Below are 21,094 nucleotides of genomic sequence, written 5' to 3'. Positions count from 1 at the left end.
GGAGAACTTCCGTACCGCCGTGGAGAGATGAGGATCCATGCAGGGACCCATGCCCCAGGTGACCGAGCACGGCGGAGGGGTCTGGTCGCTCCGGGTGCCCATCCCCGACAACCCCCTCGGCCACACCCTGGTCCATGTCCTCGACACCGACCGCGGTCCGGTCCTCGTCGACACCGGCTGGGACGATCCCGCGTCCTGGGCCGAACTCACCGGCGGACTCGATGCGTTGGGGCTCTCCGTGCGGGAGGTCCACGGCGTGGTCATCACCCACCACCACCCGGACCACCACGGTCTCTCCGGCCGCGTCCGCGAGGAGTCCGGGGCCTGGATCGCCATGCACGCCGCCGACACCGCCGTCGTCCGCCGCACCCGCGAGGCCGAACCCGGCACCTGGCTCGACTACCTCGCCCGCAAGCTCGCCGCCGTCGGCGCCCCCGAGGACCACCTCGCCCCGCTGCGGGCCGCCCGCGACTCAGGCCGTATGCGCACCTTCCCCGGCCTGCGCTCCGCCCTCCCCGACCGGGAGATCGTCCCCGGCGAGCTCCTCGACCTGGCCGGACGGCGACTGCGCGCGATCTGGACCCCCGGCCACACCCCCGGCCACGTCTGCCTGCACCTGGAGGAGGAGCACCCCTCCCGGCTGCCCGGCCACGGGCGGCTCTTCTCCGGCGACCACCTGCTGCCCGGGATCACCCCGCACATCGGGCTGTACGAGGACCCCGACGACGCCACCGAGACCGACCCCCTCGGCGACTACCTCGACTCCCTCGAACGCATCGGCCGCCTCGGCGTCGCCGAGGTCCTCCCCGCCCACCAGCACGCCTTCGCCGATGCCGCCGGCCGGGTCGGTGAGCTCCTCGACCACCACGAGGAGCGGCTCACCGGACTCCTCGGCCTGCTCGCCGCCCCGCTCACCCCCTGGCAGCTCGCCGAGCGGATGGAGTGGAACCGCCCCTGGGAACAGATCCCCTACGGCTCCCGGAACATCGCCGTCAGCGAGGCCGAGGCCCACGTCCGCCGCCTGGTGAAACTGGGCCGCGCGGAGGCGGTGCCGGGGACGGAACCGGTGGAGTACGTGGCCGTGTGAGCCGTCACGCCTTGAAGAGGCGGATGACCGACGAGATCAGGACCACCGGAGAGACGCCGCCGCCGAGGATCATCACCGGCATCGCCACCCACCAGAGGTAGTGCCGGCCGCCGTCGTCCCCGTACTCGTAGCCGTTGTGCACGAACAGGAACCAGAGGAGGTGCAGGGTCAGCACCACGCACAGCGCGATCCAGTAGAGGGCGACACCGGCCGACCACAGCCGGACCCGGCCAGGTCGGACCGTCCGCAGCCGTCGCCGGTAGCCGTGGAGCCCGACCATCGCGGCGATGAGGAGCAGGGTCGCGGGGACCCGCCACCAGTCGTTCATCGCCCACAGATAGGGCCCCTGCTGCTGGTCGGAGAGCGAGGGGTGGTCCACGGCCCGGGTCATGAGGTCGGCCCCGCCCACCAGGAAGGCCACCATCGGCACCAGATAGAACAGCCCGAGGACCGGCCGCCCGAGCCCTGCGGTCAGCGCCCGCAGGGCGATCTCGCGCGGCAGCGACACCCCCGCGGGGGAGGTCGAGGCGGCCCGGGCGCGCGGTACGGCGCCGGAACCCCGGACCGGCTCCCGCGCGGGCAGGACGGCGGTGGGGGCGGGGGGCTCGGGCCGTGGGCGGGCCTCGGGATCCGGCAGGCCCCCGGGCGATCGACGGGGCGTCGGCGGCGGCGTGGGGGACGAGGGCGGGCTCTCCGGTGGAGCCGGTGCGGGCGGGTTCGACGACGGCAGTACGGCGGTGGTGGCGCCGGGGGCCGCGCCCGAGTCCGTCGGCGCGCCGCCCGCACCCGTTCCCGGCACCTGCGGGCCGCCCGCGCCGGGCTCCGGTCCGTCCTCCGCCTCCGCGTTGAGCAGCTCCTCCGCCTTCTGCGCGATGGCCGCGATCACCGGTGCCGGCAGCCATGTCCCCGCCTCCGCCCGGTGGGCGTCGGTGTCCGCGGCGGCCGCGAGTTCGGCCACCGCCGGACGGTCCTCGGGCCGCTTGGCCAGACAGCGCCGTACGAGCTCCCCGAAAGGCCCCTCCACACCGGCGAGGTCCGGCTCGTGATGCACCAGGCGGTAGAGGAGCTCAGCGACCGAGCCGCCCCCGAAGGGGCCGCGGCCGGTCGCCGCGAAGGCGAGGACCGCGCCCAGCGAGAAGACGTCCGCCGCGGGTCCGATCGTGCGCCCCTCCGCCTGCTCCGGCGACATGAACCCCGGCGACCCGACCACCAGTCCCGTCCCCGTCAGGGCCGTCTCGTCGGCCGAGCGCGCGATGCCGAAGTCGATGAGCAGGGGGCCGGACGGCGACAGCAGCACGTTGGACGGTTTGACGTCCCGGTGCACCAGGCCGGCGCCGTGCACCCCTTCGAGGGCGTGCGCGAGGCCGGAGAGCAGGCGCCACAGGGCCGGAGCGGGCAGCGGCCCGTGTCCGGTCACCGCCTCGGAGAGCGCCGGGCCGGGTACGTACGCGGTGGCCAGCCAGGGCACCTCCGCGTTCGGGTCGGCGTCCAGGACGGGCACGGTCCCCGCACCTTGTAAGGACTGGGCGGCCCGCACCTCGCGGGCGAAGCGCGTACGGAATCCGGGGTCTCCGGCGAGGGTGTCGTGCACCACCTTGAGGGCGACGGTCCGGCCGCCCCGCGACCGGCCGAGGTAGACCCGGCCCATGCCGCCCTCGCCCAGGCGGTAGAGCAGCCGGTAGGGACCGACCGCCCGTGGGTCGCGCTCGGTCAACGGCCGCATTCCGCACCCCCCTGAAGACGCTGTCCTCGTCATCGCGCGCGTGCGCCTGCGTACGCGAGCAGCCGTCAGGATGGCACAGCGGCCCCTCCCCCGGCAGCGCGCCCGCGAAGCCCGCGTCACAGGCCGTCCCACGCGCCCGCGCAGCCCGGTGTGAGGCGCCTCGCACCCGCCCGGCCGCGGGCCTACGGGCCGGTAGAGTGAGGGCGTCGTCATCATGCCCGTACGGGGGGAAGCCGGTGGGAATCCGGCACTGACCCGCAACCGTGAGCCGACTCCCCACCCGGGAGCGGCAAGTCGGAATGCCCCGCCCGGGACGTGACCGCCGGCACCGTCGAGGAATACGGAGCCGGAGCCTGGTGCCCCTGAGGCGTGCCGGTGCCCGGCCGCAGGAGAGGGCCCCATGAACACCGTCCGCCGCGGCGCCGCCGCGCTCGCAGCCGCCACCGTCCTGCTCGGCACCGGAGCGGCCGGGGCGGCCGTCGCCGCTCCCGCAGCGCCCTCGCCCTCGGCCGTCACGATCCCGCCCGGTCTGTACGGCACGAAGGACCCGACGTACGACGGTGTCTGGCGTCAGTCGCTCGCCTTCCTCGCCCAGCGCGCCACCGGCTTCCAGCCTTCCGACCAGGCCATCGGCTGGCTGCTCGACCAGCAGTGCGACGACGGCTCGTTCAGCTCGTACCGCGCGGACGCCAAGGCGCCCTGCGACGCCAAGACCATGCGGGACACCAACGCCACCGCCCTCGCCGTGCAGGCACTCCGCGCGGTCCGGAAGCAGTCCACCTTCCCGGAGAAGGTCGACAAGGCCGTCACGTCGGGCACCGACTGGCTGCGTACCGTGCAGAACAAGGACGGCGGCTGGGGCTACAGCGCCGGCGGCGCCAGCGATGCCAACTCCACCTCGGTCGTCGTCGGCGCGCTCGCCGCGACGGGTGTGCGGCCGGGCTCTTTCACCTCCGCCGAGGGCCGTACGCCCTACGACGCGCTCCTCACCTTCACGCTGCCCTGCTCGGACAAGGCCGGCGCGGGCGCCTTCGCCTACCAGCCCGACAAGACCGGCAAGCTGCTCGCGAACGCCGACGCCACCGCCGCGGCCACCCTCGCGGGACTCGGCAAGAGCGTCGTCGCCACCAAGGCCTCCCCCGAGCAGCCGCCGGTCTGCAACGACCTGTCGAAGCCGACGATCGAGCGGGCCGCGCTCAACGGCGCCTCCTACCTGGCGAAGGCCGTCGCCAAGACCGGCCACCTGGCCCTGCCCCCGATGCCGGGCGCCACCGACACGAGCGAGCAGCCCGACGTCGGCAACACCGCCGACGCCGTCGTCGCGCTCGCCGCGTCCGGCGCCGCGAAGGAGGCGAAGCCCGCCCTCGAGTGGCTGGAGAAGAACTCCGCCGCCTGGGCGAAGGAGGGCGGACCGGCCGCGTACGCGCAGCTGATCCTGGCCGCCCGCGCGACGGACACCGACCCGCGCGAGTTCGGCACGGCGGACCTGGTGGAGCAGCTCAACGCCACCGGCCCGGAGCCGAAGACCCCGGACACCTCCGCCTCCTCCACGAGTGACGACGAGGGCGGCCTGGGCTTCGACCTCTGGTGGATCATCGGCATCGGCATGGTCGTCGGCGTCGGCATCGGCTTCCTCGTGAGCGGCCGCAAGAAGTGACCGCCGCGAGACGGACGAGGCAGGCGAGGCGGAACCGTTCCCGTGTCGCGGGCGCGGCGGCCGGTGCGCTGCTGACGCTCACCACGGTCGCCGTCGCGGCGGCTCCGGCGCAGGCCGCCGGCTACCGCTACTGGTCGTTCTGGGAGAGCGACGGCGGAAAGCCCTGGGCGTACGCCACCCAGGGACCGGCGACCGCCCGCCCCGCCGACGGCGACGCGATCGGGTTCCGCTTCGCGATCAGCAACGGCACGAACGACACCTCCCTGCCGTCCGTCGCACCCGACTCCTCGGGGATCTGCGCGGGCGTGGAGAAGAAGGACGGCACGAAGCGGATCGCGGTCGTCGTCGACTTCGGCGGCCCCGCGGACGCGCCGCCCGGCGAGACCCCGCCGGAGAAGCTGATCAAGGTCGGCTGCGCGCAGGTCCGTGAGGAGGCGACGGGCGCGGAGGCGCTCGCCGCGGTGGCGAAGCCGCTGCGGTACGACAGCGCGGCCATGCTGTGCGGGATCGCCGGCTACCCCGCGCGGGGCTGCGGCGAACCGGTCGGCGAGCAGGCCCCGGCACCGGCCGCGCCGAGCGCGTCCGCGTCGGCCGGGGAAGGCGGCGGGGGCCCGTCCCTCGGCGTGCTCGTCGGCGGGGCGGCCGTCCTGGCCCTGGGCGGGGCGGCGATCTGGAAGGCCCGCCGTCGCGGATGAGCCCGGTATGAAGGTGGGTCCCGCCCTCCGCGCCCCCGTGGCGAGCCGGGCCAACGCCCTGCACGCCGGAGCCTGGTGGCTGTGGGCGCTCGGCCTGGCCGTGGCCGCCTCGCGAACCACCAACCCGCTCCTCCTCGGTCTGCTCGTCGGGGTCGCGGGCTATGTCGTGGCGGCCCGCCGCACGGACGCTCCCTGGGCGCGCTCGTACGGCGCGTTCGTGAAGCTCGGCCTGTTCGTCGTCTTCGTGCGCGTCGTCTTCTCCCTCCTGCTCGGCTCCCCGATCCCGGGGACGCACGAGCTGTTCACGCTGCCCGAGGTGCCGCTGCCCGACTGGGCTCAGGGGGTGCGGATCGGGGGGCGGGTGACGGCCGAGCAGCTGGTGTTCGCGGTGTACGACGGCGCCAAGCTGGCCACCCTGCTGATCTGCGTGGGCGCGGCGAACGCGCTCGCCAACCCGGCGCGACTCCTCAAGTCGCTGCCGGGCGCGCTGTACGAGGCCGGGGTCGCCGTCGTCGTGGCGATGACCTTCGCGCCGAACATGGTCGCGGACGTGGTCCGGCTGCGTACCGCCCGGCGCCTGCGCGGCCGCCCCACAGGAGGGGTGCGGGCTGTGCTCCAGATCGGCCTGCCGGTCCTTGAGGGCGCGCTCGAACGGTCGATCGCGGTCGCGGCCTCGATGGACGCGCGCGGGTACGGGCGGACGGCACAGGTCCCGGCCTCCGTACGGCGCACCACGAACGTCCTGACCCTGGGCGGACTGCTCGGGATCTGCGCCGGTTCGTACGGGCTGCTCGCGGCGGAGGGCGCGGGATACGGGCTGCCGCTGCTCGGCGCCGGGCTGCTCGCGGCCATGGCGGGGCTGCGGCTCGGCGGGCGCCGGACGGTCCGCACCCGGTACCGCCCGGACCGCTGGGGGCTCCGGGCCTGGCTGGTCGCGGGCTCCGGGGTGACGGTCGCGGTCCTGATGATCTGGGCGAACCAGTACGCGCCGGAGGCGCTGCACCCCGGGGTCGTCCCCCTGGAGATGCCGGAGCTGCCGCTCTGGCCGGCGGTGTCGGTCCTGGTGGGCCTGGTGCCGGCGTTCGTGGCCCCGGTCCCCGCCTCCGCCTCCTCCGCCGTCCCCGCTTCCGTCCCCGCCTCTGCCTCTACCTCTGCCCCTGCCGTCCCCGCCTCCGCGCCCCCGTCCGCGTCCGTCGTTCCGAAGGAGAACTCGTGATCCGCTTCGAGAACGTCTCGGTGACCTACGAGGAGGACGCCGAGCCCACCCTGAAGGCCCTGGACCTCACCGTCCCCGAGGGCGAGCTGGTACTGCTCGTCGGCCCCTCGGGCGTCGGCAAGTCGACCCTCCTCGGCGCGGTCTCCGGCCTCGTCCCCCACTTCACGGGCGGCACCCTGACCGGCCGGGTCACGGTCGACGGCCGCGACACCCGCACGCACCCGCCGCGCGAGCTCGCGGACCTGGTGGGCACGGTCGGACAGGACCCGTCCGCGCACTTCGTCACCGACACGGTCGAGGACGAGCTGGCGTACGGAATGGAATCCCTGGGCCTCGCGCCGGACGTCATGCGGCGCCGCGTCGAGGAGACCCTCGACCTGCTGGGCCTCGCGGAACTCCGCGACCGCCCGATCGCCACGCTCTCCGGCGGCCAGCGCCAGCGGGTGGCGATCGGCTCGGTCCTGACCCCGCACCCGAAGGTCCTGGTCCTGGACGAGCCGACGTCCGCACTCGACCCGTCGGCGGCGGAGGACGTCCTGGCGGTGCTGCAGCGACTGGTGCACGACCTGGGCACGACGGTGCTCCTCGCGGAGCACCGCCTGGAGCGGGTGGTGCAGTACGCGGACCAGGTGATGCTGCTGCCGGAGGGCGTGATGGGCGCCCCCGCCGAGATCATGGCCGTCTCGCCGGTGCATCCGCCGGTGGTGGGGCTGGGGAGGCTGGCGGGGTGGACCCCGCTGCCCCTTTCCGTGCGGGATGCGCGGCGGCGGGCGGGTGAGCTGAAGGCGCGGCTGGAGGGCCGAGTGCCTGGGGGCCCTGCGGGGATTCCCTCCGCGCACGCGGAGGATTCGGCCCCGCAGGCGATCGAGGCGCGGGGGGCCGGGGGCGGAGCCCCCGGTTTCGGGAAGGGGCGGGGTGGGGGACTCAAGCTCTTCAAGCGGCGCCGCGCCGAGCCCGCACCCGCACCCACCCCCCTCGCCCTCATCGAAGGCCTCGCCGTCCGCCGCGGCCGCGTGGAGGCCCTCCGCCGCATCGACCTGACCGTCACCGCCGGCGAGACGATCGCCCTCATGGGCCGCAACGGCGCCGGCAAGTCCACCCTTCTCTCCACCCTCGTCGGCATGATCGCCCCGACCTCCGGCACCGTCCGGGTCGCGGGCCTGACCCCGCACACCTCCAGCCCCCGCGCACTGATCCGCCAGGTCGGCCTGGTTCCGCAGGAGCCGCGGGACCTGCTGTACGCGGACACCGTCGCCGCCGAGTGCGCGGCGGCCGACGCCGACGCGGGCGCGGCGCCCGGGACCTGCCGGGCGCTGGTGTCCGAGCTGCTGCCGGGGGTCGCGGACGGTACGCACCCCCGGGACCTGTCCGAGGGGCAGCGGCTGACGCTCGCACTCGCCGTGGTGCTGTCCGGCCGCCCGCCCCTGCTCCTCCTGGACGAGCCGACCCGCGGCCTGGACTACGCCGCGAAGGCCCGGCTGGTCGCCCATCTCCGCACCCTCGCCGCCGACGGCCACGCGATCGTGCTCGCGACGCACGACGTGGAGCTGGCGGCCGAGCTGGCGCACCGGGTGGTGATCATCGCGGACGGCGAGGTGGTGGCGGACGGGCCGACGGCGGAGGTGGTCGTCTCCTCCCCCGCGTTCTCGCCGCAGGTGGCGAAGATCCTCGCCCCGCAGCCCTGGCTCACGGTCGAACAGGTGGAGGCGGCGCTGTGAGTACGGCGAGTTCCCGCCCGGTCCGGCTCGGTCCGCGTTCCGTCGCCGCGCTCGTCCTGGTCTCCTTCGTCGGGGTCATCGCGATCGGCTGGCCGCTCCTCGCCGACGCGGACTCGGCGGTCACCGACCACGCGGCCGACGCCCCCTGGCTCTTCGCCGCTCTGCTGCCGCTGTTGATCGCGGTGGTGGTCGCCACGATCGCCGACTGCGGGATGGACGCCAAGGCGGTGGCGATGCTGGGCGTGCTCGCGGCCGTCGGCGCGGCCCTGCGGCCGCTGGGGGCGGGGACGGCCGGTCTGGAGCCGATGTTCTTCCTGATGGTGCTGAGCGGCCGGGCCCTCGGCCCCGGCTTCGGCTTCGTCCTCGGCGCGGTCACCATGTTCGCGTCGGCCCTGCTCACGGGCGGGGTGGGGCCGTGGATGCCGACACAGATGCTGGCGATGGGCTGGTTCACGATGGGGGCCGGGCTGCTGCCGGGGCCGAGCCGGCTCCGGGGCCGGAGCGAGCTGCTGATGCTCTCCGTGTACGGCTTCCTGGCCGCCTTCGCGTACGGCACGGTCACCAATCTCTACGGCTGGGTGACGGTCGGTGGCGGGGAGAGCGCCGCGAGCTCCGGGGACGGGGGCATCTTCTTCCTGCCGGGCGCCCCCCTCCACGAGAACCTGGTCCGTTTCCTCGCCTTCGTCATCGCCACCTCCCTGGGCTGGGACCTGGGCCGGGCCGTTCTCACCGTCGTCCTCACCCTCACCATCGGCGGCACGCTCCTCAGGGCACTGCGGCGGGCCACGCGACGGGCGAACTTCGAGGCCCAGGTCACATTCGGGGCCCCTGAGAAGCCCTCCCCGGGTGAGGCGCCCCACAGGACCTACGTCACGTACGAGCCGGAATAGTAGTCGGGCGGTACCCTCCCAAACCGCCCACATCGGGGTATGACCTGCGCAAACGTCTCGTACCCACCCCCCGGGACGTTCCGCCCGGGTCCGAACCTTCCTCGTACAGGGGGTCGTTGCATCGGCGTTCCGGCCCTGGTTGTCTGGTGGACGTCGCCAGGCAGCCGGTGCTCACCACAGCGCCTCGGACGGCCGGTTCCCTCCAGTTCCCGGGTCCCCCGGGCTCTGGTTCCGGCTTGCCGAAATCGCCTGACGCAGCCCTTGTTCCCGAAGTTAGGTAGAAACCTTGATCCGCTCGATCACCACTCGTGTCGCTGCCCGCAAGAAGACCCTCGCCGGCACCGCAGCTGTCCTGCTTGCCGCCTCGGGCGCGGTGATCGGCACGACGGGCTCGGCTTCCGCCGCCAGCCCGCAGGACCTTGCTCGTAAGATCGTGCCTGCTTCGCAGTACGCGTCGTTCAGCAAGATCGTCGAGCACGAGTCGCACTGGAACCACACCGCGACGAACTCCTCCAGCGGCGCCTACGGCCTCGTCCAGGCCCTCCCGGCCTCGAAGATGTCCTCGGCCGGTTCCGACTGGAAGACGAACCCCGCCACCCAGATCAAGTGGGGTCTCAACTACATGAACGAGCGCTACGGCTCCCCGAACGCCGCCTGGGCGTTCTGGCAGGCCAACGGCTGGTACTAAGAGTCACCGCCGCACAGCGCACCCGCAAGGCCCCGCCTCCCTCCCAGGGAGGGCGGGGCCTGCGGCGTTTCCGAGGCCGGGCCCCTACAGCCGCTGGATGATCGTCCCGGTGGCCACCGCCCCGCCCGCACACATCGTGATCAGCGCGAACTCCTTGTCACCGCGCTCCAGCTCGTGCAGGGCGGTGGCGATCAGCCGCGCCCCGGTCGCCCCCACGGGGTGGCCGAGGGCGATGGCGCCGCCGTTGACGTTCACCTTCTCCAGGCCGTTCAAGTCCCGGTCGAATTCCTGCGCCCAGCTCAGCACCACCGACGCGAAGGCCTCGTTGATCTCGACGAGGTCGATGTCCCTGAGCGACATCCCGGCCTTGCCGAGGACGGCGCGGGTGGCGTCGATCGGTCCGTCGAGGTGGAAGTGCGGGTCGGCGCCGACCAGGGCCTGGGCGACGATCCGGGCACGGGGCTTCAGTTTGAGGGCGCGGGCCATCCGCTTGGAGGCCCACATGATCGCGGCGGCGCCGTCGGAGATCTGGGAGGAGTTCCCGGCGGTGTGGACGGCGGTCGGCATGACGGGCTTGAGGCGGGCGAGGCCCTCCATGGTGGTGTCGCGCAGGCCCTCGTCCCGGTCGACGAGCCGCCACATGCCCTGCCCGGCGGCCTGTTCCTCCTCCGTGGTGGGGACCTGGACGGCGAAGGTCTCGCGCTTGAAGCGCTCCTCGGCCCAGGCGTTCGCGGCCCGTTCCTGGGAGAGCAGTCCCAGGGAGTCGACGCGTTCGCGGGTGAGGCCGCGGTGGCGGGCGATGCGCTCCGCGGCCTCGAACTGGTTGGGCAGGTCGACGTTCCACTCGTCGGGGAAGGGCTTGCCGGGGCCGTGCTTGGATCCGGAGCCGAGCGGAACGCGGGACATGGCCTCGACACCGCAGCTGATGCCGATGTCGATGACGCCGGCGGCGACCATGTTGGCGACCATGTGGCTCGCCTGCTGCGAGGAGCCGCACTGGCAGTCGACGGTGGTGGCGGCCGTCTCGTAGGGGAGGCCCATGGTGAGCCAGGCGGTGCGGGCCGGATTCATGGACTGTTCGCCGGCGTGGGTGACCGTACCGCCGACGATCTGCTCGACGCAGTCGGCGTGGATGCCGGTGCGACCGAGGAGTTCGCGGTAGGTCTCGCCCAGGAGGTAGGCGGGGTGGAGGTTGGCGAGCGCGCCTCCGCGCTTGCCGATGGGGGTGCGTACGGCTTCGACGATGACGGGTTCCGCGGCCATGAGCTCGTCCTCTCCTCGACCGGACGGGGCGTCCCGGCAGCCCGTCGGTCGGCGTCACGTGGGAACTAGTACGCGTTCTAGTTCTGCATGCAGTCTTATGACTGCTACCGCGGGTACGCAAGGGTCCGGGAGGCAACAGTTCCCGTTCCGGCCCTTGCTACTTGTAGAACTCGTTACTAACTTTCCCGGCAACTTCTGATGGTCCATCAGATATGGAGAGTGTTGCCGATGGCCGCCTGCCCCCATCTCCCCGCAGGGCACCTTCCCGAGGGGTTCGACGCCACCGACCCCGATCTGCTCCGCGACCGCGTCCCCTTCCCGGAGTTCGCCCGGCTGCGGCAGACGGCACCCGTCTGGTGGTGTCCCCAGCCGCCCGGCATCACGGGCTTCGCGGACGGCGGGTACTGGGCCGTCACGCGCCACGCCGACGTCAAGTACGTCTCCACCCACCCCGAGCTGTTCTCCTCGAACGAGAACACGGCCGTCATCCGCTTCAACGAGCACATCACCCGGGACCAGATCGAGGTCCAGAAACTGATCATGCTCAACATGGACCCGCCCGAGCACACCCGGGTCCGCCAGATCGTCCAGCGCGGCTTCACCCCCCGAGCGATCCGGAACCTGGAGACCGCCCTGCGCGACCGCGCCCACTCCATCGTCGACGAGGCGAAACGCGGCGCGGACGCCGACGGCACCTTCGACTTCGTCACCCGGGTCGCCGTCGAACTCCCCCTCCAGGCCATCGCCGAACTCATCGGTGTCCCCCAGGAGGACCGTTCCCGGATCTTCGACTGGTCGAACAAGATGGTCGCGTACGACGACCCCGAGTACGCCATCACCGAGGAGATCGGCGCCGAGGCCGCCATGGAACTCATCGGCTACTCGATGAACATGGCCGCCGCCCGCAAGGAGTGCCCCGCCGCCGACATCGTCAGCCAGCTGGTCGCCGCAGAGGGGGAGGGCAACCTCTCCTCCGACGAGTTCGGCTTCTTCGTCCTGCTGCTCGCCGTCGCCGGCAACGAGACCACCCGCAACGCCATCAGCCACGGCATGCACGCCTTCCTCACCCACCCCGACCAGTGGGAACTCTTCAAACGGGAACGGCCGGCGACCGCCGCCGAGGAGATCGTGCGCTGGGCGACCCCCGTCGTCTCCTTCCAGCGGACCGCGACCCAGGACACCGAACTCGGCGGCCAGAAGATCGCCAAGGGCGACCGCGTCGGCCTCTTCTACTCCTCCGCCAACAACGACCCCGAGGTCTTCGCCGAACCCGAACGCTTCGACATCACCCGCGACCCCAATCCGCACCTCGGCTTCGGCGGCGGCGGACCCCACTTCTGCCTGGGCAAGTCCCTCGCCATCAAGGAGATCGAGCTGATCTTCAACGCGGTCGCGGACGCCCTGCCCGACCTGACCCTCGCCGGCGAACCCCGCCGGCTGCGGGCGGCCTGGCTGAACGGCGTGAAGGAACTCCGGGTCCGCTCCTCCGCCTGAACGCGTGCGGCGGGGTGGGGCGGAACCGGAACCTCCCCGGCGAATCGGAACCTCGTCGGGGAACCGGAAGGTCACCGGGGAACCGGAAGGTCACCGCGTACGTCCCACCCCGCATGCGGGGGACACACAGAATTCTGACCACCATCGTCGCGCTGCTCGCGCTCCAGCTCGGCTCGCTCGTCGCACCGGCGTACGCCTGCGGCTGCGGCGCCATGATCCCGACCAAGGACCAGCGCATCGGCGTCGACCGCGAGGAGTCGGCCGTCCGCTGGGACGGACACACCGAGACCGTCGTCATGCGCTTCAACGTGCACGGGAACGCCGACCACGCCGCCTGGATCATGCCCGTGCCCAGCCGCGCCGACGTCACCCTCGGCGACCCCGCGCTCTTCGACTCGCTCGCCCGGCTCACCGAGCCCGAGCAGCGCGAGCGCCACTACTTCTGGCCGCGCGAGGGCGACTGGCCGTTCGACGTCGACTACGGGGACGGGGTTGGGGCCCCGCCGCCCGGCGCGGGCACCGGCGTCGGCGTCGTCGGGCGCGAACGGCTCGGTCCCTTCGACGTCGCCCGGCTGACCGCCACCGATCCGAAGGCCCTCGGCGACTGGCTGCGCGCCAACGGCTTCGAGCTGCCCGAACGACTCACCGGCGCGCTTCAGCCGTACGTGGACCAGAAGTGGGAGTACGTCGCCGTCCGCCTCGCACCCCAGCAGAAGGACGCCGTCCTCCAGGGCGAGCTGACCCCGCTGCGGATCGGCTTCGCCTCCCCCGAACTCGTCTACCCCATGCGGCTGTCACGGCTCGCGAAGACCTCCCAGAGCCTCGGCCTCTACATCCTGGCCGAGCACCGGATGGAGCCCCGCTCCCCCATCGGCGGCGACGCCCCCGAGGTGACCTTCGCGGGCCGGATCGAGCCCGAGGGCCCCGTCATCGGACTCGCCGGGGAGCAGCCGGTCCAACTGACGGTCCTGGAGCAGGAGTTCCCCCACCCGGAGCGGATCGACGACGACCACCGCCTGCGCGCCGTCGCCGACACCCCGTACCGCCGGGTCGAGTACACCGACCGGCTGCTGACCGTGGGCGACGGAATCCCCGTCTGGATGCTCACGGTCGGCGGCGGTCTGCTGCTCACCGCCCTCGCGACGCTGCTTGCCGTACGGGTGACAAGGCGCCGCCCGGACACCGGCCCCGGTGTACGTTCGGTCACATGACGAACCCTCAGGCGAACCCCCGGTGGTCGGAAGTCGACCACTACTTCGGCGAGACGATCGCCCCGGCCGACGAGGCGCTCACCGCCGCGCTCGCCGACTCCGCGGCGGCCGGGCTGCCCGAGATCGCCGTCGCCCCCAACCAGGGCAAGCTGCTCCACCTGCTCGCCCGGATGCAGGGCGCGCGGACCGTCCTGGAGGTCGGCACCCTCGGCGGCTACAGCACGATCTGGCTGGCCCGCGCCCTGCCCGCCGACGGTCGGCTGATCACCCTCGAATACGACCCGAAGCACGCGGACGTCGCCCGCGCCAACATCGCCCGGGCCGGCCTGGACCAGATCGTCGAGGTCCGTACGGGCGCTGCGCTGGACAGCCTGCCGCAGCTGGAGGCGGAGGGCGCGGGCCCCTTCGACCTGGTCTTCATCGACGCCGACAAGGTCAACAACCCGCGTTACGTGGAGTGGGCCCTGAGGCTCTCCCGTCCCGGCACGGTGATCGTCGTCGACAACGTGGTGCGGGGTGGGAAGATCGCCACCCCGCACCCGGACGACCCGGCGGTCACCGGCACCCGTGAGCTGTTCGACGTGGTCGCCGCCGAACCCCGCCTGGAGGCGACCGCCCTCCAGACGGTCGGCACCAAGGGCTACGACGGCCTGCTGCTCGCCCGCGTGGTCGACTGAGGACCTGTCGGGGTCAGGAGGAGACGGTCGTCCAGTCGCCGCTCTGCGAGGCGGGCACCCACGCGTTCGTGTCACCGAAGTACGTGGCGAACGAGCAGGAACTGCTCTTGTAGAAGGAGACGTTCACCTCGCCCTTCCACCACCAGCCTCCGACCCAGGTGTCCCTGCCCGGAGTGTTGAAGCACCCCGACACCGCGTCGCCGTTCTGGTTGTAGCCCTGGACGCGGATGGAGTAGACGAGGCCGCTGCTGTCATGGAAGTGGATCTGCTGTCCGTTCGACGCGGCGAACGACTGCCCCGCGGAGCCCAGCACTCCGGTGAAGGCCAGGATGCCCGCTCCTGCGACGGTGGCGACCTTGTTGCGTACGTTCATTCCCGTGACTCCGTTCACGCTGGGGCGGTATCTCCAGCGGTGAACTTAGGCCCGCGCGGCCCGCGGTGGTGTGCGGGACGTGCAGGGTTTCTGTGCTCTGCGTGCCGCGGGGTGGTCCGGGACGACGCGCGATGCTCGGTAGGGGTGATCCCGTAGGCCTCGCGGAACGCCCGGCTGAACCCGGTGGCGCTGGCGAAGCCCCAGCGCGCCGCTATCGCCTGAACGGGCTGACCGCTCAGTTCTCCGCGTGCGAGGTCGGCGTGGGCGCGCTCCAGCCGGCTCTGGCGGATGCGTGCCGAGATGGTCAGGGGCTGGTCGTCGAAGAGGGTGTAGAGCCGCCGCAGGGACATGTTGTGCCGGTCGGCGATGGCCTGGGGCGTCAGGCCGGGGTCGCCGAGATTGTTCTCGATGAAGCGGTGGATCCGCTGCACCGTCTCCCGGGCACGGGCCTCGGCGGGCGCCTCACTGGGGTCACCGAGCTGCTGCGCGAGGAACACGGCGGCCAGGTCGAGGGCGATCGCCCCCATCGCGCGCAGCTCCTCCGGTCGGCAGTGCGGGCCGCGCGCGCGGAGGGTCCTCAGGAAGTCGGCGAAGATCGCCCCGGCCCCCGCGTCCGCGGCCAGGCCCCGTGCGAGGAGCCGGTCCACCCGGTCCGGGCCCAGTGCCAGGGCCTGACGGGGAATCTGCAGGACCACCGACTCGACCTGCCCGCCTATGCATTCCCCCTCGCTCGGCCGTGAGGTGTCCGTGAGTACGAGTCCCCCGGCGACCACCGCGTCATTGCCCCGCTGGGAGATCCTGACGGCACCTTGTGTGACGAGTGCCAGCTGCAGATGCTCGGGGTCGCCCCGCCGGACATGAACCGAGGTGCGACGCGAGACCACCGGTGAGCAGGCCAGCGCGGACAGCCGCACGACGCCGAGATCCAGGTCCGTGACACTCGCCCGGAAGTCGGCCGCATGCCGGGTGCTGAGCATGACGGGCATGACCTCGTTGTCCACGGTCTGGCAGAACCAGGCGAACGTGTCCTCACGCGCCCCGACAGCCTCCGACTCGACCAGCGATCCCATGCGGCCCCCCACACCTCGACGCGGCAGCGATCCAGCCCCGTAACTGGTTGCCGCACGGCCGTGCGTCACGCCCCCTGCCGCATGGTCGATTATTTCAGGCATGCATTTTCGGCCACCGACCGGCACGTTCGAAGCCACTCCCCGGCGTCGTACCCCGGATCAGGTCGTCGGCGCGCTCTGCCGCCAGCCGGTGAAGAGGGGGACCTCGCCCGTGGTGTCCATGACGGCCACGCCGAAGGGCCGGTCGAAGGCGATGCGTTCCACCACCTTGTGGCGGAACGGGGCCGCACCCCGGGTCATCGTCACCGCGGTGGCAGAAGCCGCCTCCACTCCCTCCTCGGCGACCTCGACCCTCACCTCCTGCACCACCTTGGAGAGGACGAGGTCGGCAGCGGAGAGGCCGAGGAAGTCGGCCTCGTGACGGCTCATCGCCCGGCGGACGCCGAGCGTCGGCAGGTGGTCGTGGACATCGGTCCTCGTACGGAGGGTGAAACGCGGCAGGAGGAGTTCGGCCGAGTCCGCGACGAGCCCCGTACGCGCACCGGGCCCCGCCCAGGCGGCGGGCAGCACCTCGGCCGGCCCGGCGCCCTCGGGGCCGAGCAGGAACCGCACCCGGGCGCCCGCGTCCCCCTCGCAGGGCAGTTCGACGACGGTGACCCCGCCCGCGTACCAGACCCAGGCCGCCGGAATCCGCTGCCGCATCGTCGGTACGGGCAGGGTGACGCCGTAGCCGTCGGTGAAGGGCTCGTCGTGGGTGAGGTGCCCGGGGAAGGCGGTCAGCCAGGAGGCCTTCAGGGCGAGGGCGTCGACCAGAACGAGGTCCTCGGAACCGTCGAGTCGGAGCGGCAACCGCTGGATCCGTCCGCCGGTCGACTCCCGTACCCAGGCGTCGATTTCGTCCTGGGCGTCGGGGATCTCACCCAGGGACATGTCGTCCGTCGCCCCGAACACCTCGTCGGGCAGAGCGAACCAGGCCGCTCCGGGCAGCACCCCGAACCGCACCCCGGGCAGCCCGCGCCGGAAGGCGTCGAGCACCGGCATCGTGCTCCACACACCGGTCGCCAGCGCCACCCCGCCCGTCGCCCCGAGCCGCCGCCCGGCGCCCGTCACCGCCTCGGCGGCCGCGTCCCCGTCGACCCCGAGCAGCTCCCGCAACTCCTCGGCGGTCCGCCCCCGCGCCCCGGAGGCCACGGCGCCGAGCGCCAGCCACAGCCCGGCCGGAGAGCAGACGAAGTCGTCGTCACCGAGAAGGGGCAACCAACGCACGGCGAGGGCCTGTACGGCGTCCGCCTCGAAGGCGGTGGGACCGGGAGTCATATCCTGCCTTTCATGAGCATCGTGAAGATCAACGTCCTGACCGTGCCGGCCGAGCAGCGTGAGGTCCTGGAGCAGCGGTTCGCCTCCCGGGCCGGGGCGGTGGAGGGCTCCGACGGCTTCGAGTGGTTCGAGCTGCTGCGTCCCGTCGAGGGCACCGACCAGTACCTGGTGTACACGCGGTGGCGCAGCGAGGAAGACTTCCAGGCCTGGATGAACGGTTCCATGAAGGCCGCCCACGGAGGCGGCGGCGAGGGCGGCGGCGAGCGGCCGAAGCCCGCGGCCTCCGGCTCCACGCTCTGGTCCTTCGAGGTCGTCCAGCAGGCGTCCCCGAAGAACTGACCGTCCGAGTCGGGCACCGGAAGCCAGGGCGGCCTCAAGGTCCGGGCGCCGCCAGGCGCCGAAAACCCGGCTGCGTCCCAGGTCGTGCGCGCCGCACAATGGCACGCATGACCTGGACCTTCTCCCCGGAGCGCGTCGACACCCCGGACGCCACCACCCTGCGCCGCGACTACTACGGCGACGTCGCCGGCCGCTACTGGAAGCGCCCCGCGACGAAGGCGGAGATCGACCAGGGCCTGACCGACGACGGGGTCGAACTGCTGACCCCGCCGACCGGACAGTTCCTCGTCGCGCGGTACGAGGGCGAGCCGGCCGGCTGCGGCGGGGTCCTCCTCCTCGACGAGGACCGCGCCGAACTGACCCGCGTCTTCCTCCGCCACGCCTTCCGCGGCCTGGGCGGCGCGTCCGAGCTCCTGACGAACCTGGAGAACGCGGCACGCGAGCTCGGCGCCCGCCGCATGGTCCTCAACACCCGCCTGGACCTGGTCGAGGCCCGCGCCCTGTACACCCGGCACGGGTACGCGGAGATCCCGGCGTACTGCACGGGCCCTTACATGGACATCTGGTACGGCAAGGGCCTCTGAGCCGTCCCGGGGCGGGGCCGTGGCGGCTCCGGTCAGCGGCTCCAGACGACGACGTCGAAGATGACGCGCGTGTCGGAGGACAGGCCGGCCAGTTCCTTGACGGTCAGGCGGGCGAGGCGGCCGTCGTTCGTGGCGGCGCAGACGACCATGCCGGTCTTCAGCTCCGTCGCCGTCGAGGTGCCCAGGGTGTCGATGTCACGCGCGCAGTCCTCGTACGCGGGCGTCTTGTTCGTCGAGTCCTTCCACACCAGCGCCTTGACCTCGTCCCCGGGCTGCAGCATGTGCCCGCCGAACGGGTAGACGGAGAAGTCGTTCTCGTCGCGGATCTCGGACTCCGCGGGGGGTGCGGAGTCCAGGTCCTTGTCCTCCGCGAACGTGATCACCAGAGGGCCCTGCCACTCGACCGTGCCGGCCGGCTTCGCGGGCGGGGTCGGCGTGGCCGCCGTCTCCGGGGGCGCCGAGGACTCCCCGCTCTCGGTGGCCCCGTCGCTCTGCGTGGTCTCCGGGCTCTGCGAGGAGTCCGAGGGGGCGTCGTCGCCGCCCCGGCTCTCCCCTCCGGACGGGGTCGCCGAGGTCGTCGCCGAGCTCTGCGCCGCGGGCGGGGTGCCGTTCCCGTCGTTGTTGCTGCTCACCAGGTACGTGCCGACGACGCCGATCACCGCCGCCACCAGAGTGGCTCCCGCACCGATCCAGGCGCCCCGGTGCGAGGACGTACGCGCCACGACGATCGGCGCCGGGGCGCCGTAGCCACCGCCGTACCCGTCGTATCCGCCGTTCGCCGGACCGGTCGGCGGGTGTCCCGGAGGTGCCGGCCAGCCCTGACGTGGCTCTTCGCTGTTCATGCTGCCCATCCCCCTGTGATGCGATCTTGAAGGGGACAGCGTACTGACGGGTCCTGAGTGATGGTCATACAGGGCGTACGGCCGCCCAGTCATGCCTGCCGACCGCGAGGCGGATCCGGATCGTGGGGCGGATCCGGATCGTGGGGCGGATCCGGATCGTGGGGGCGCTCCGCGTCCGATCCGCTCAGTTCGGCGGTCAGTTCCTCCACCAGCTTCACCAGGTCGGTCGGCCGGTCCGGCCCCCACCAGCCGCCGAGCAGCTCGGCGAGCGACTCCTCGCGCGCCGTGGCGAGCCGGGTCGCCGCCTGTACGCCCTCCTCGGTGAGGATCAGCTGGAGCCCCTCCCGGGCGACCAGGCGCCGTTCCTCCACCTGCCGGGAGGCCTCCGTGATCACCCGCAGCGGCACGGGCACGTGCTCGGCGAGCCGGGTGGGCTCGACGGTGCCGTGGCGGCGGATGCGGAGCAGCAGCCAGCTCGAAGCGGGCAGCAGGTCGAGCCCGGCGCGGGCGGTGATCTTCTCGTAGATCGCCTTGCGGCCCGCACGGGACCCGAGGACGGGCAGGGCGCGGGCGCATTCCTCGTACGAGGAACGCTCGACGGGGTCGGAGGCGAGCGTCCGGCTGGTGTCGGGTGCGGTGACCGAGGACCGCAGCTTGTCCTCCTTGAGGAACCAGGCGAAGACGAAGGCGACGAGGACGACGGGCGCCGCGTACAGGAAGACGTCGGCGATGGACGTGGCGTACGCGTGCAGGACGTCGGGGCGCAGGTCGGCCGGGAGCGAGGCGACGGTGCGCGGGTCGGCGGCGACCTGCTCGGGGCCGATGCCGGGCGGGAGGTCCTGTCCTGAGGCGGTGGCGGCGGCGAACACCTCGTCGAGCGAGTGGGTGAGCCGGGTGGTGAAGATCGTGCCGAAGACGGCGACGCCGAAGGAGGCCCCGATGGAGCGGAAGAAGGTGGCTCCGGAGGTGGCGACGCCGAGGTCCCCGTACGGGACGGCGTTCTGCACGACCAGGACGAGGACCTGCATGACCAGGCCGAGGCCGACACCGAAGACGAAGAAGTAGACACTCATCTCGCCGGTGGAGCTGGTCTCCGTCAGCCCGTGGAGCAGGAGCAGTCCGAGGCAGGTGACGGCGGTGCCGGCGATCGGGAAGACCTTCCAGCGGCCCGTACGGGAGACGATCTGGCCGGTGACCGTCGAGGTGATCAGGATGCCGGCGACCATCGGCAGCATGTGCACGCCGGACTTGGTCGGAGTGACGCCCTGCACGACCTGGAGGAAGGTCGGCAGATAGGTCATCGCGCCGAACATCGCGAAGCCGATGACGAAGCTGATGACCACGACCAGGCTGAACGTCCGGACCCTGAACAGCTTGAGCGGCAGCACGGGTTCGGCCGCCCGCCGCTCGACCTGTACGAACAGGACGAGGAGTACGGTTCCGAGGACGGCGAGGCCGATGATCTGCGCCGAACCCCACGCCCAGGTGGTGCCGCCGAGCGAGGCCACGAGGACCAGACAGGTGGCGACGGAGGCGATGAGAAGGGTGCCGAGGTAGTCGATGGTGTGCCGGGTGGAACGCACCGGGACGTGCAGGACGGCGGCGATCACGAAGAGGGCGACGATGCCGATCGGCAGGTTGATGTAGAAGACCCAGCGCCAGGAGAGCTGCTGGGTGACGACCCCGCCGAGCAGCGGACCGAGGACGCTGGTGGTGGCGAAGACGGCGCCGAAGAGCCCCTGGTACCTGCCGCGCTCCCGCGGCGGCACGAGGTCGCCGACGATCGCCATCGACAGCACGATGAGACCGCCGCCGCCGAGGCCCTGGATCGCGCGGAAGGCGATGAGCTGCGGCATGTTCTGGGCGATGCCGCAGAGCGCGGAGCCGATGAGGAAGAGGACGATCGCCGCCTGGAAGAGCCTTTTGCGCCCGTACTGGTCGCCGAGCTTGCCCCAGAGGGGGGTCCCGGCGGTGGACGCCAGCATGTAGGCGGTGACCACCCAGGACAGGTGCTCCATGCCGCCGAGCTCGCTGACGATGGTCGGCAGGGCGGTGGAGACGATGGTCTGGTCGAGGGCGGCCAGCAGCATGCCGAGCAGGAGCGCACCGATCGCGACGAGCACGGTGCGGCGGCTCTGCCCCTCCCCGGGCACGGGGGCGCCACCGAGCTCGGAGGGGCTGACTTCCTGGGCCATGGGCGTCTCCTCGGGGCGTCTCGTCGGGCGTCCCGCCGGACGGCCCATGGGACGG

The 21,094-nt window shown here is 72.5% G+C and carries 19 protein-coding genes and 1 riboswitch; of the genes, 12 read left to right on the top strand and 7 right to left on the bottom strand.

The genetic code is table 11. The features are described from left to right. The first annotated feature begins 49 nt into the window (after window positions 1-49). Window positions 50-1,087, top strand: a complete 1,038-nt coding sequence (locus tag OG259_RS28845; protein ID WP_328944902.1) for an MBL fold metallo-hydrolase — start codon at window positions 50-52, stop codon at window positions 1,085-1,087. 4 nt (window positions 1,088-1,091) lie between these two features. Here OG259_RS28845 and OG259_RS28840 read toward each other — a convergent pair whose 3' ends face one another. Continuing rightward, window positions 1,092-2,810 carry a serine/threonine-protein kinase gene (locus OG259_RS28840; protein WP_328944901.1) on the bottom strand — a complete coding sequence of 573 codons (1,719 nt, stop codon included), beginning with the start codon at window positions 2,808-2,810 and terminating at the stop codon, window positions 1,092-1,094. A 226-nt stretch (window positions 2,811-3,036) separates the two neighbouring features. After that, window positions 3,037-3,115, top strand: a riboswitch (cobalamin riboswitch). Window positions 3,116-3,210: 95 nt separating this feature from the next. On the opposite strand from OG259_RS28840, the gene OG259_RS28835 reads away from it, so the two are divergent. The 6 genes from OG259_RS28835 to OG259_RS28805 all read left to right on the top strand — a co-directional run bounded on the left by OG259_RS28835 (window position 3,211) and on the right by OG259_RS28805 (window position 9,674). Then, window positions 3,211-4,467, top strand: coding sequence for a prenyltransferase/squalene oxidase repeat-containing protein (locus tag OG259_RS28835; RefSeq protein WP_328944900.1), 1,257 nt, complete (start codon window positions 3,211-3,213; stop codon window positions 4,465-4,467). Continuing rightward, window positions 4,464-5,162 carry an SCO2322 family protein gene (locus OG259_RS28830; RefSeq protein ID WP_443052035.1) on the top strand — a complete coding sequence of 233 codons (699 nt, stop codon included), beginning with the start codon at window positions 4,464-4,466 and terminating at the stop codon, window positions 5,160-5,162. Before OG259_RS28835 ends, OG259_RS28830 begins: the two co-directional genes overlap by 4 nt. 7 nt (window positions 5,163-5,169) lie before the next feature. Continuing rightward, window positions 5,170-6,378 carry an energy-coupling factor transporter transmembrane component T gene (locus OG259_RS28820; protein WP_328944899.1) on the top strand — a complete coding sequence of 403 codons (1,209 nt, stop codon included), beginning with the start codon at window positions 5,170-5,172 and terminating at the stop codon, window positions 6,376-6,378. Continuing rightward, complete coding sequence (locus tag OG259_RS28815; protein ID WP_328944898.1) at window positions 6,375-8,096, top strand: ABC transporter ATP-binding protein; 1,722 nt, start codon at window positions 6,375-6,377, stop codon at window positions 8,094-8,096. Before OG259_RS28820 ends, OG259_RS28815 begins: the two co-directional genes overlap by 4 nt. Further along, window positions 8,093-8,986 (top strand): ECF transporter S component, encoded by an 894-nt coding sequence (locus OG259_RS28810; protein WP_328944897.1) that lies wholly within the window; start codon window positions 8,093-8,095, stop codon window positions 8,984-8,986. The genes OG259_RS28815 and OG259_RS28810 overlap by 4 nt, the downstream gene beginning before the upstream one ends. Window positions 8,987-9,272: 286 nt before the next feature. Next, the gene (locus tag OG259_RS28805) at window positions 9,273-9,674 is read left to right on the top strand and encodes a transglycosylase SLT domain-containing protein (RefSeq protein WP_328944896.1); all 402 of its coding nucleotides are present in this window, start codon (window positions 9,273-9,275) and stop codon (window positions 9,672-9,674) included. An 84-nt stretch (window positions 9,675-9,758) separates the two neighbouring features. Here OG259_RS28805 and OG259_RS28800 read toward each other — a convergent pair whose 3' ends face one another. Next, window positions 9,759-10,937 carry a steroid 3-ketoacyl-CoA thiolase gene (locus tag OG259_RS28800; RefSeq protein ID WP_328944895.1) on the bottom strand — a complete coding sequence of 393 codons (1,179 nt, stop codon included), beginning with the start codon at window positions 10,935-10,937 and terminating at the stop codon, window positions 9,759-9,761. A 228-nt stretch (window positions 10,938-11,165) separates the two neighbouring features. Between OG259_RS28800 and OG259_RS28795 the strand changes: the two genes are divergently transcribed. The 3 genes from OG259_RS28795 (at window position 11,166) to OG259_RS28785 (ending at window position 14,319) form a co-directional block, all read left to right on the top strand. Further along, window positions 11,166-12,431 carry a cytochrome P450 gene (locus OG259_RS28795; RefSeq protein WP_328944894.1) on the top strand — a complete coding sequence of 422 codons (1,266 nt, stop codon included), beginning with the start codon at window positions 11,166-11,168 and terminating at the stop codon, window positions 12,429-12,431. A 113-nt stretch (window positions 12,432-12,544) separates the two neighbouring features. Continuing rightward, a complete protein-coding gene (locus tag OG259_RS28790) occupies window positions 12,545-13,642 on the top strand; it encodes a DUF2330 domain-containing protein (RefSeq protein WP_328944893.1) in 1,098 nt (365 codons plus the stop codon). Continuing rightward, window positions 13,639-14,319 (top strand): O-methyltransferase, encoded by a 681-nt coding sequence (locus tag OG259_RS28785; protein WP_328944892.1) that lies wholly within the window; start codon window positions 13,639-13,641, stop codon window positions 14,317-14,319. The genes OG259_RS28790 and OG259_RS28785 overlap by 4 nt, the downstream gene beginning before the upstream one ends. A 13-nt stretch (window positions 14,320-14,332) precedes the next feature. On the opposite strand, the gene OG259_RS28780 is transcribed toward OG259_RS28785, so the two are convergent. The 3 genes from OG259_RS28780 to OG259_RS28770 form a co-directional block, all read right to left on the bottom strand. Continuing rightward, the gene (locus tag OG259_RS28780) at window positions 14,333-14,692 is read right to left on the bottom strand and encodes a hypothetical protein (RefSeq protein ID WP_328944891.1); all 360 of its coding nucleotides are present in this window, start codon (window positions 14,690-14,692) and stop codon (window positions 14,333-14,335) included. Between the two features lie 14 nt (window positions 14,693-14,706). Then, entirely contained in the window at window positions 14,707-15,762 is a 1,056-nt protein-coding gene (locus tag OG259_RS28775) for a helix-turn-helix domain-containing protein (protein ID WP_328944890.1), read from the bottom strand. Between the two features lie 159 nt (window positions 15,763-15,921). Beyond that, window positions 15,922-17,079, bottom strand: a complete 1,158-nt coding sequence (locus tag OG259_RS28770; protein WP_328944889.1) for a serpin family protein — start codon at window positions 17,077-17,079, stop codon at window positions 15,922-15,924. A 12-nt stretch (window positions 17,080-17,091) separates the two neighbouring features. Here OG259_RS28770 and OG259_RS28765 point away from each other — a divergent pair, with 12 nt between their 5' ends. Together OG259_RS28765 and OG259_RS28760 are read left to right on the top strand one after the other, a co-directional pair. After that, the gene (locus OG259_RS28765) at window positions 17,092-17,418 is read left to right on the top strand and encodes an antibiotic biosynthesis monooxygenase family protein (RefSeq protein WP_328944888.1); all 327 of its coding nucleotides are present in this window, start codon (window positions 17,092-17,094) and stop codon (window positions 17,416-17,418) included. A gap of 98 nt (window positions 17,419-17,516) precedes the next feature. Next, entirely contained in the window at window positions 17,517-18,002 is a 486-nt protein-coding gene (locus OG259_RS28760) for a GNAT family N-acetyltransferase (protein ID WP_443052034.1), read from the top strand. 32 nt (window positions 18,003-18,034) lie between these two features. On the opposite strand, the gene OG259_RS28755 is transcribed toward OG259_RS28760, so the two are convergent. Then, complete coding sequence (locus OG259_RS28755; RefSeq protein ID WP_328944886.1) at window positions 18,035-18,844, bottom strand: hypothetical protein; 810 nt, start codon at window positions 18,842-18,844, stop codon at window positions 18,035-18,037. 89 nt (window positions 18,845-18,933) lie between these two features. Further along, the gene (locus tag OG259_RS28750) at window positions 18,934-21,039 is read right to left on the bottom strand and encodes an MFS transporter (RefSeq protein WP_328944885.1); all 2,106 of its coding nucleotides are present in this window, start codon (window positions 21,037-21,039) and stop codon (window positions 18,934-18,936) included. Window positions 21,040-21,094 lie beyond the last annotated feature (55 nt).

It is taken from the genome of Streptomyces sp. NBC_00250, from assembly GCF_036192275.1.
GTDB lineage: Bacteria > Actinomycetota > Actinomycetes > Streptomycetales > Streptomycetaceae > Streptomyces.
The sequence above is the reverse complement of the archived record's forward strand: the minus strand, read 5'-3'. Positions and strand labels throughout refer to the sequence as shown.

Excerpts from the sequence above, each read along its gene's own strand:
- OG259_RS28845 (WP_328944902.1), top strand. The coding sequence starts at position 50 with ATGCCCCAGGTGACCGAGCACGGCGGAGGGGTCTGGTCGCTCCGGGTG.
- OG259_RS28785 (WP_328944892.1), top strand. The coding sequence starts at position 13,639 with ATGACGAACCCTCAGGCGAACCCCCGGTGGTCGGAAGTCGACCACTAC.
- OG259_RS28800 (WP_328944895.1), bottom strand. The coding sequence starts at position 10,937 with ATGGCCGCGGAACCCGTCATCGTCGAAGCCGTACGCACCCCCATCGGC.
- OG259_RS28755 (WP_328944886.1), bottom strand. The coding sequence starts at position 18,844 with ATGAACAGCGAAGAGCCACGTCAGGGCTGGCCGGCACCTCCGGGACAC.
- OG259_RS28780 (WP_328944891.1), bottom strand. The coding sequence starts at position 14,692 with ATGAACGTACGCAACAAGGTCGCCACCGTCGCAGGAGCGGGCATCCTG.
- OG259_RS28765 (WP_328944888.1), top strand. The coding sequence starts at position 17,092 with ATGAGCATCGTGAAGATCAACGTCCTGACCGTGCCGGCCGAGCAGCGT.
- OG259_RS28790 (WP_328944893.1), top strand. The coding sequence starts at position 12,545 with ATGCGGGGGACACACAGAATTCTGACCACCATCGTCGCGCTGCTCGCG.
- OG259_RS28775 (WP_328944890.1), bottom strand. The coding sequence starts at position 15,762 with ATGGGATCGCTGGTCGAGTCGGAGGCTGTCGGGGCGCGTGAGGACACG.
- OG259_RS28760 (WP_443052034.1), top strand. The coding sequence starts at position 17,517 with ATGGCACGCATGACCTGGACCTTCTCCCCGGAGCGCGTCGACACCCCG.
- OG259_RS28820 (WP_328944899.1), top strand. The coding sequence starts at position 5,170 with ATGAAGGTGGGTCCCGCCCTCCGCGCCCCCGTGGCGAGCCGGGCCAAC.
- OG259_RS28770 (WP_328944889.1), bottom strand. The coding sequence starts at position 17,079 with ATGACTCCCGGTCCCACCGCCTTCGAGGCGGACGCCGTACAGGCCCTC.
- OG259_RS28840 (WP_328944901.1), bottom strand. The coding sequence starts at position 2,810 with ATGCGGCCGTTGACCGAGCGCGACCCACGGGCGGTCGGTCCCTACCGG.
- OG259_RS28795 (WP_328944894.1), top strand. The coding sequence starts at position 11,166 with ATGGCCGCCTGCCCCCATCTCCCCGCAGGGCACCTTCCCGAGGGGTTC.
- OG259_RS28750 (WP_328944885.1), bottom strand. The coding sequence starts at position 21,039 with ATGGCCCAGGAAGTCAGCCCCTCCGAGCTCGGTGGCGCCCCCGTGCCC.
- OG259_RS28835 (WP_328944900.1), top strand. The coding sequence starts at position 3,211 with ATGAACACCGTCCGCCGCGGCGCCGCCGCGCTCGCAGCCGCCACCGTC.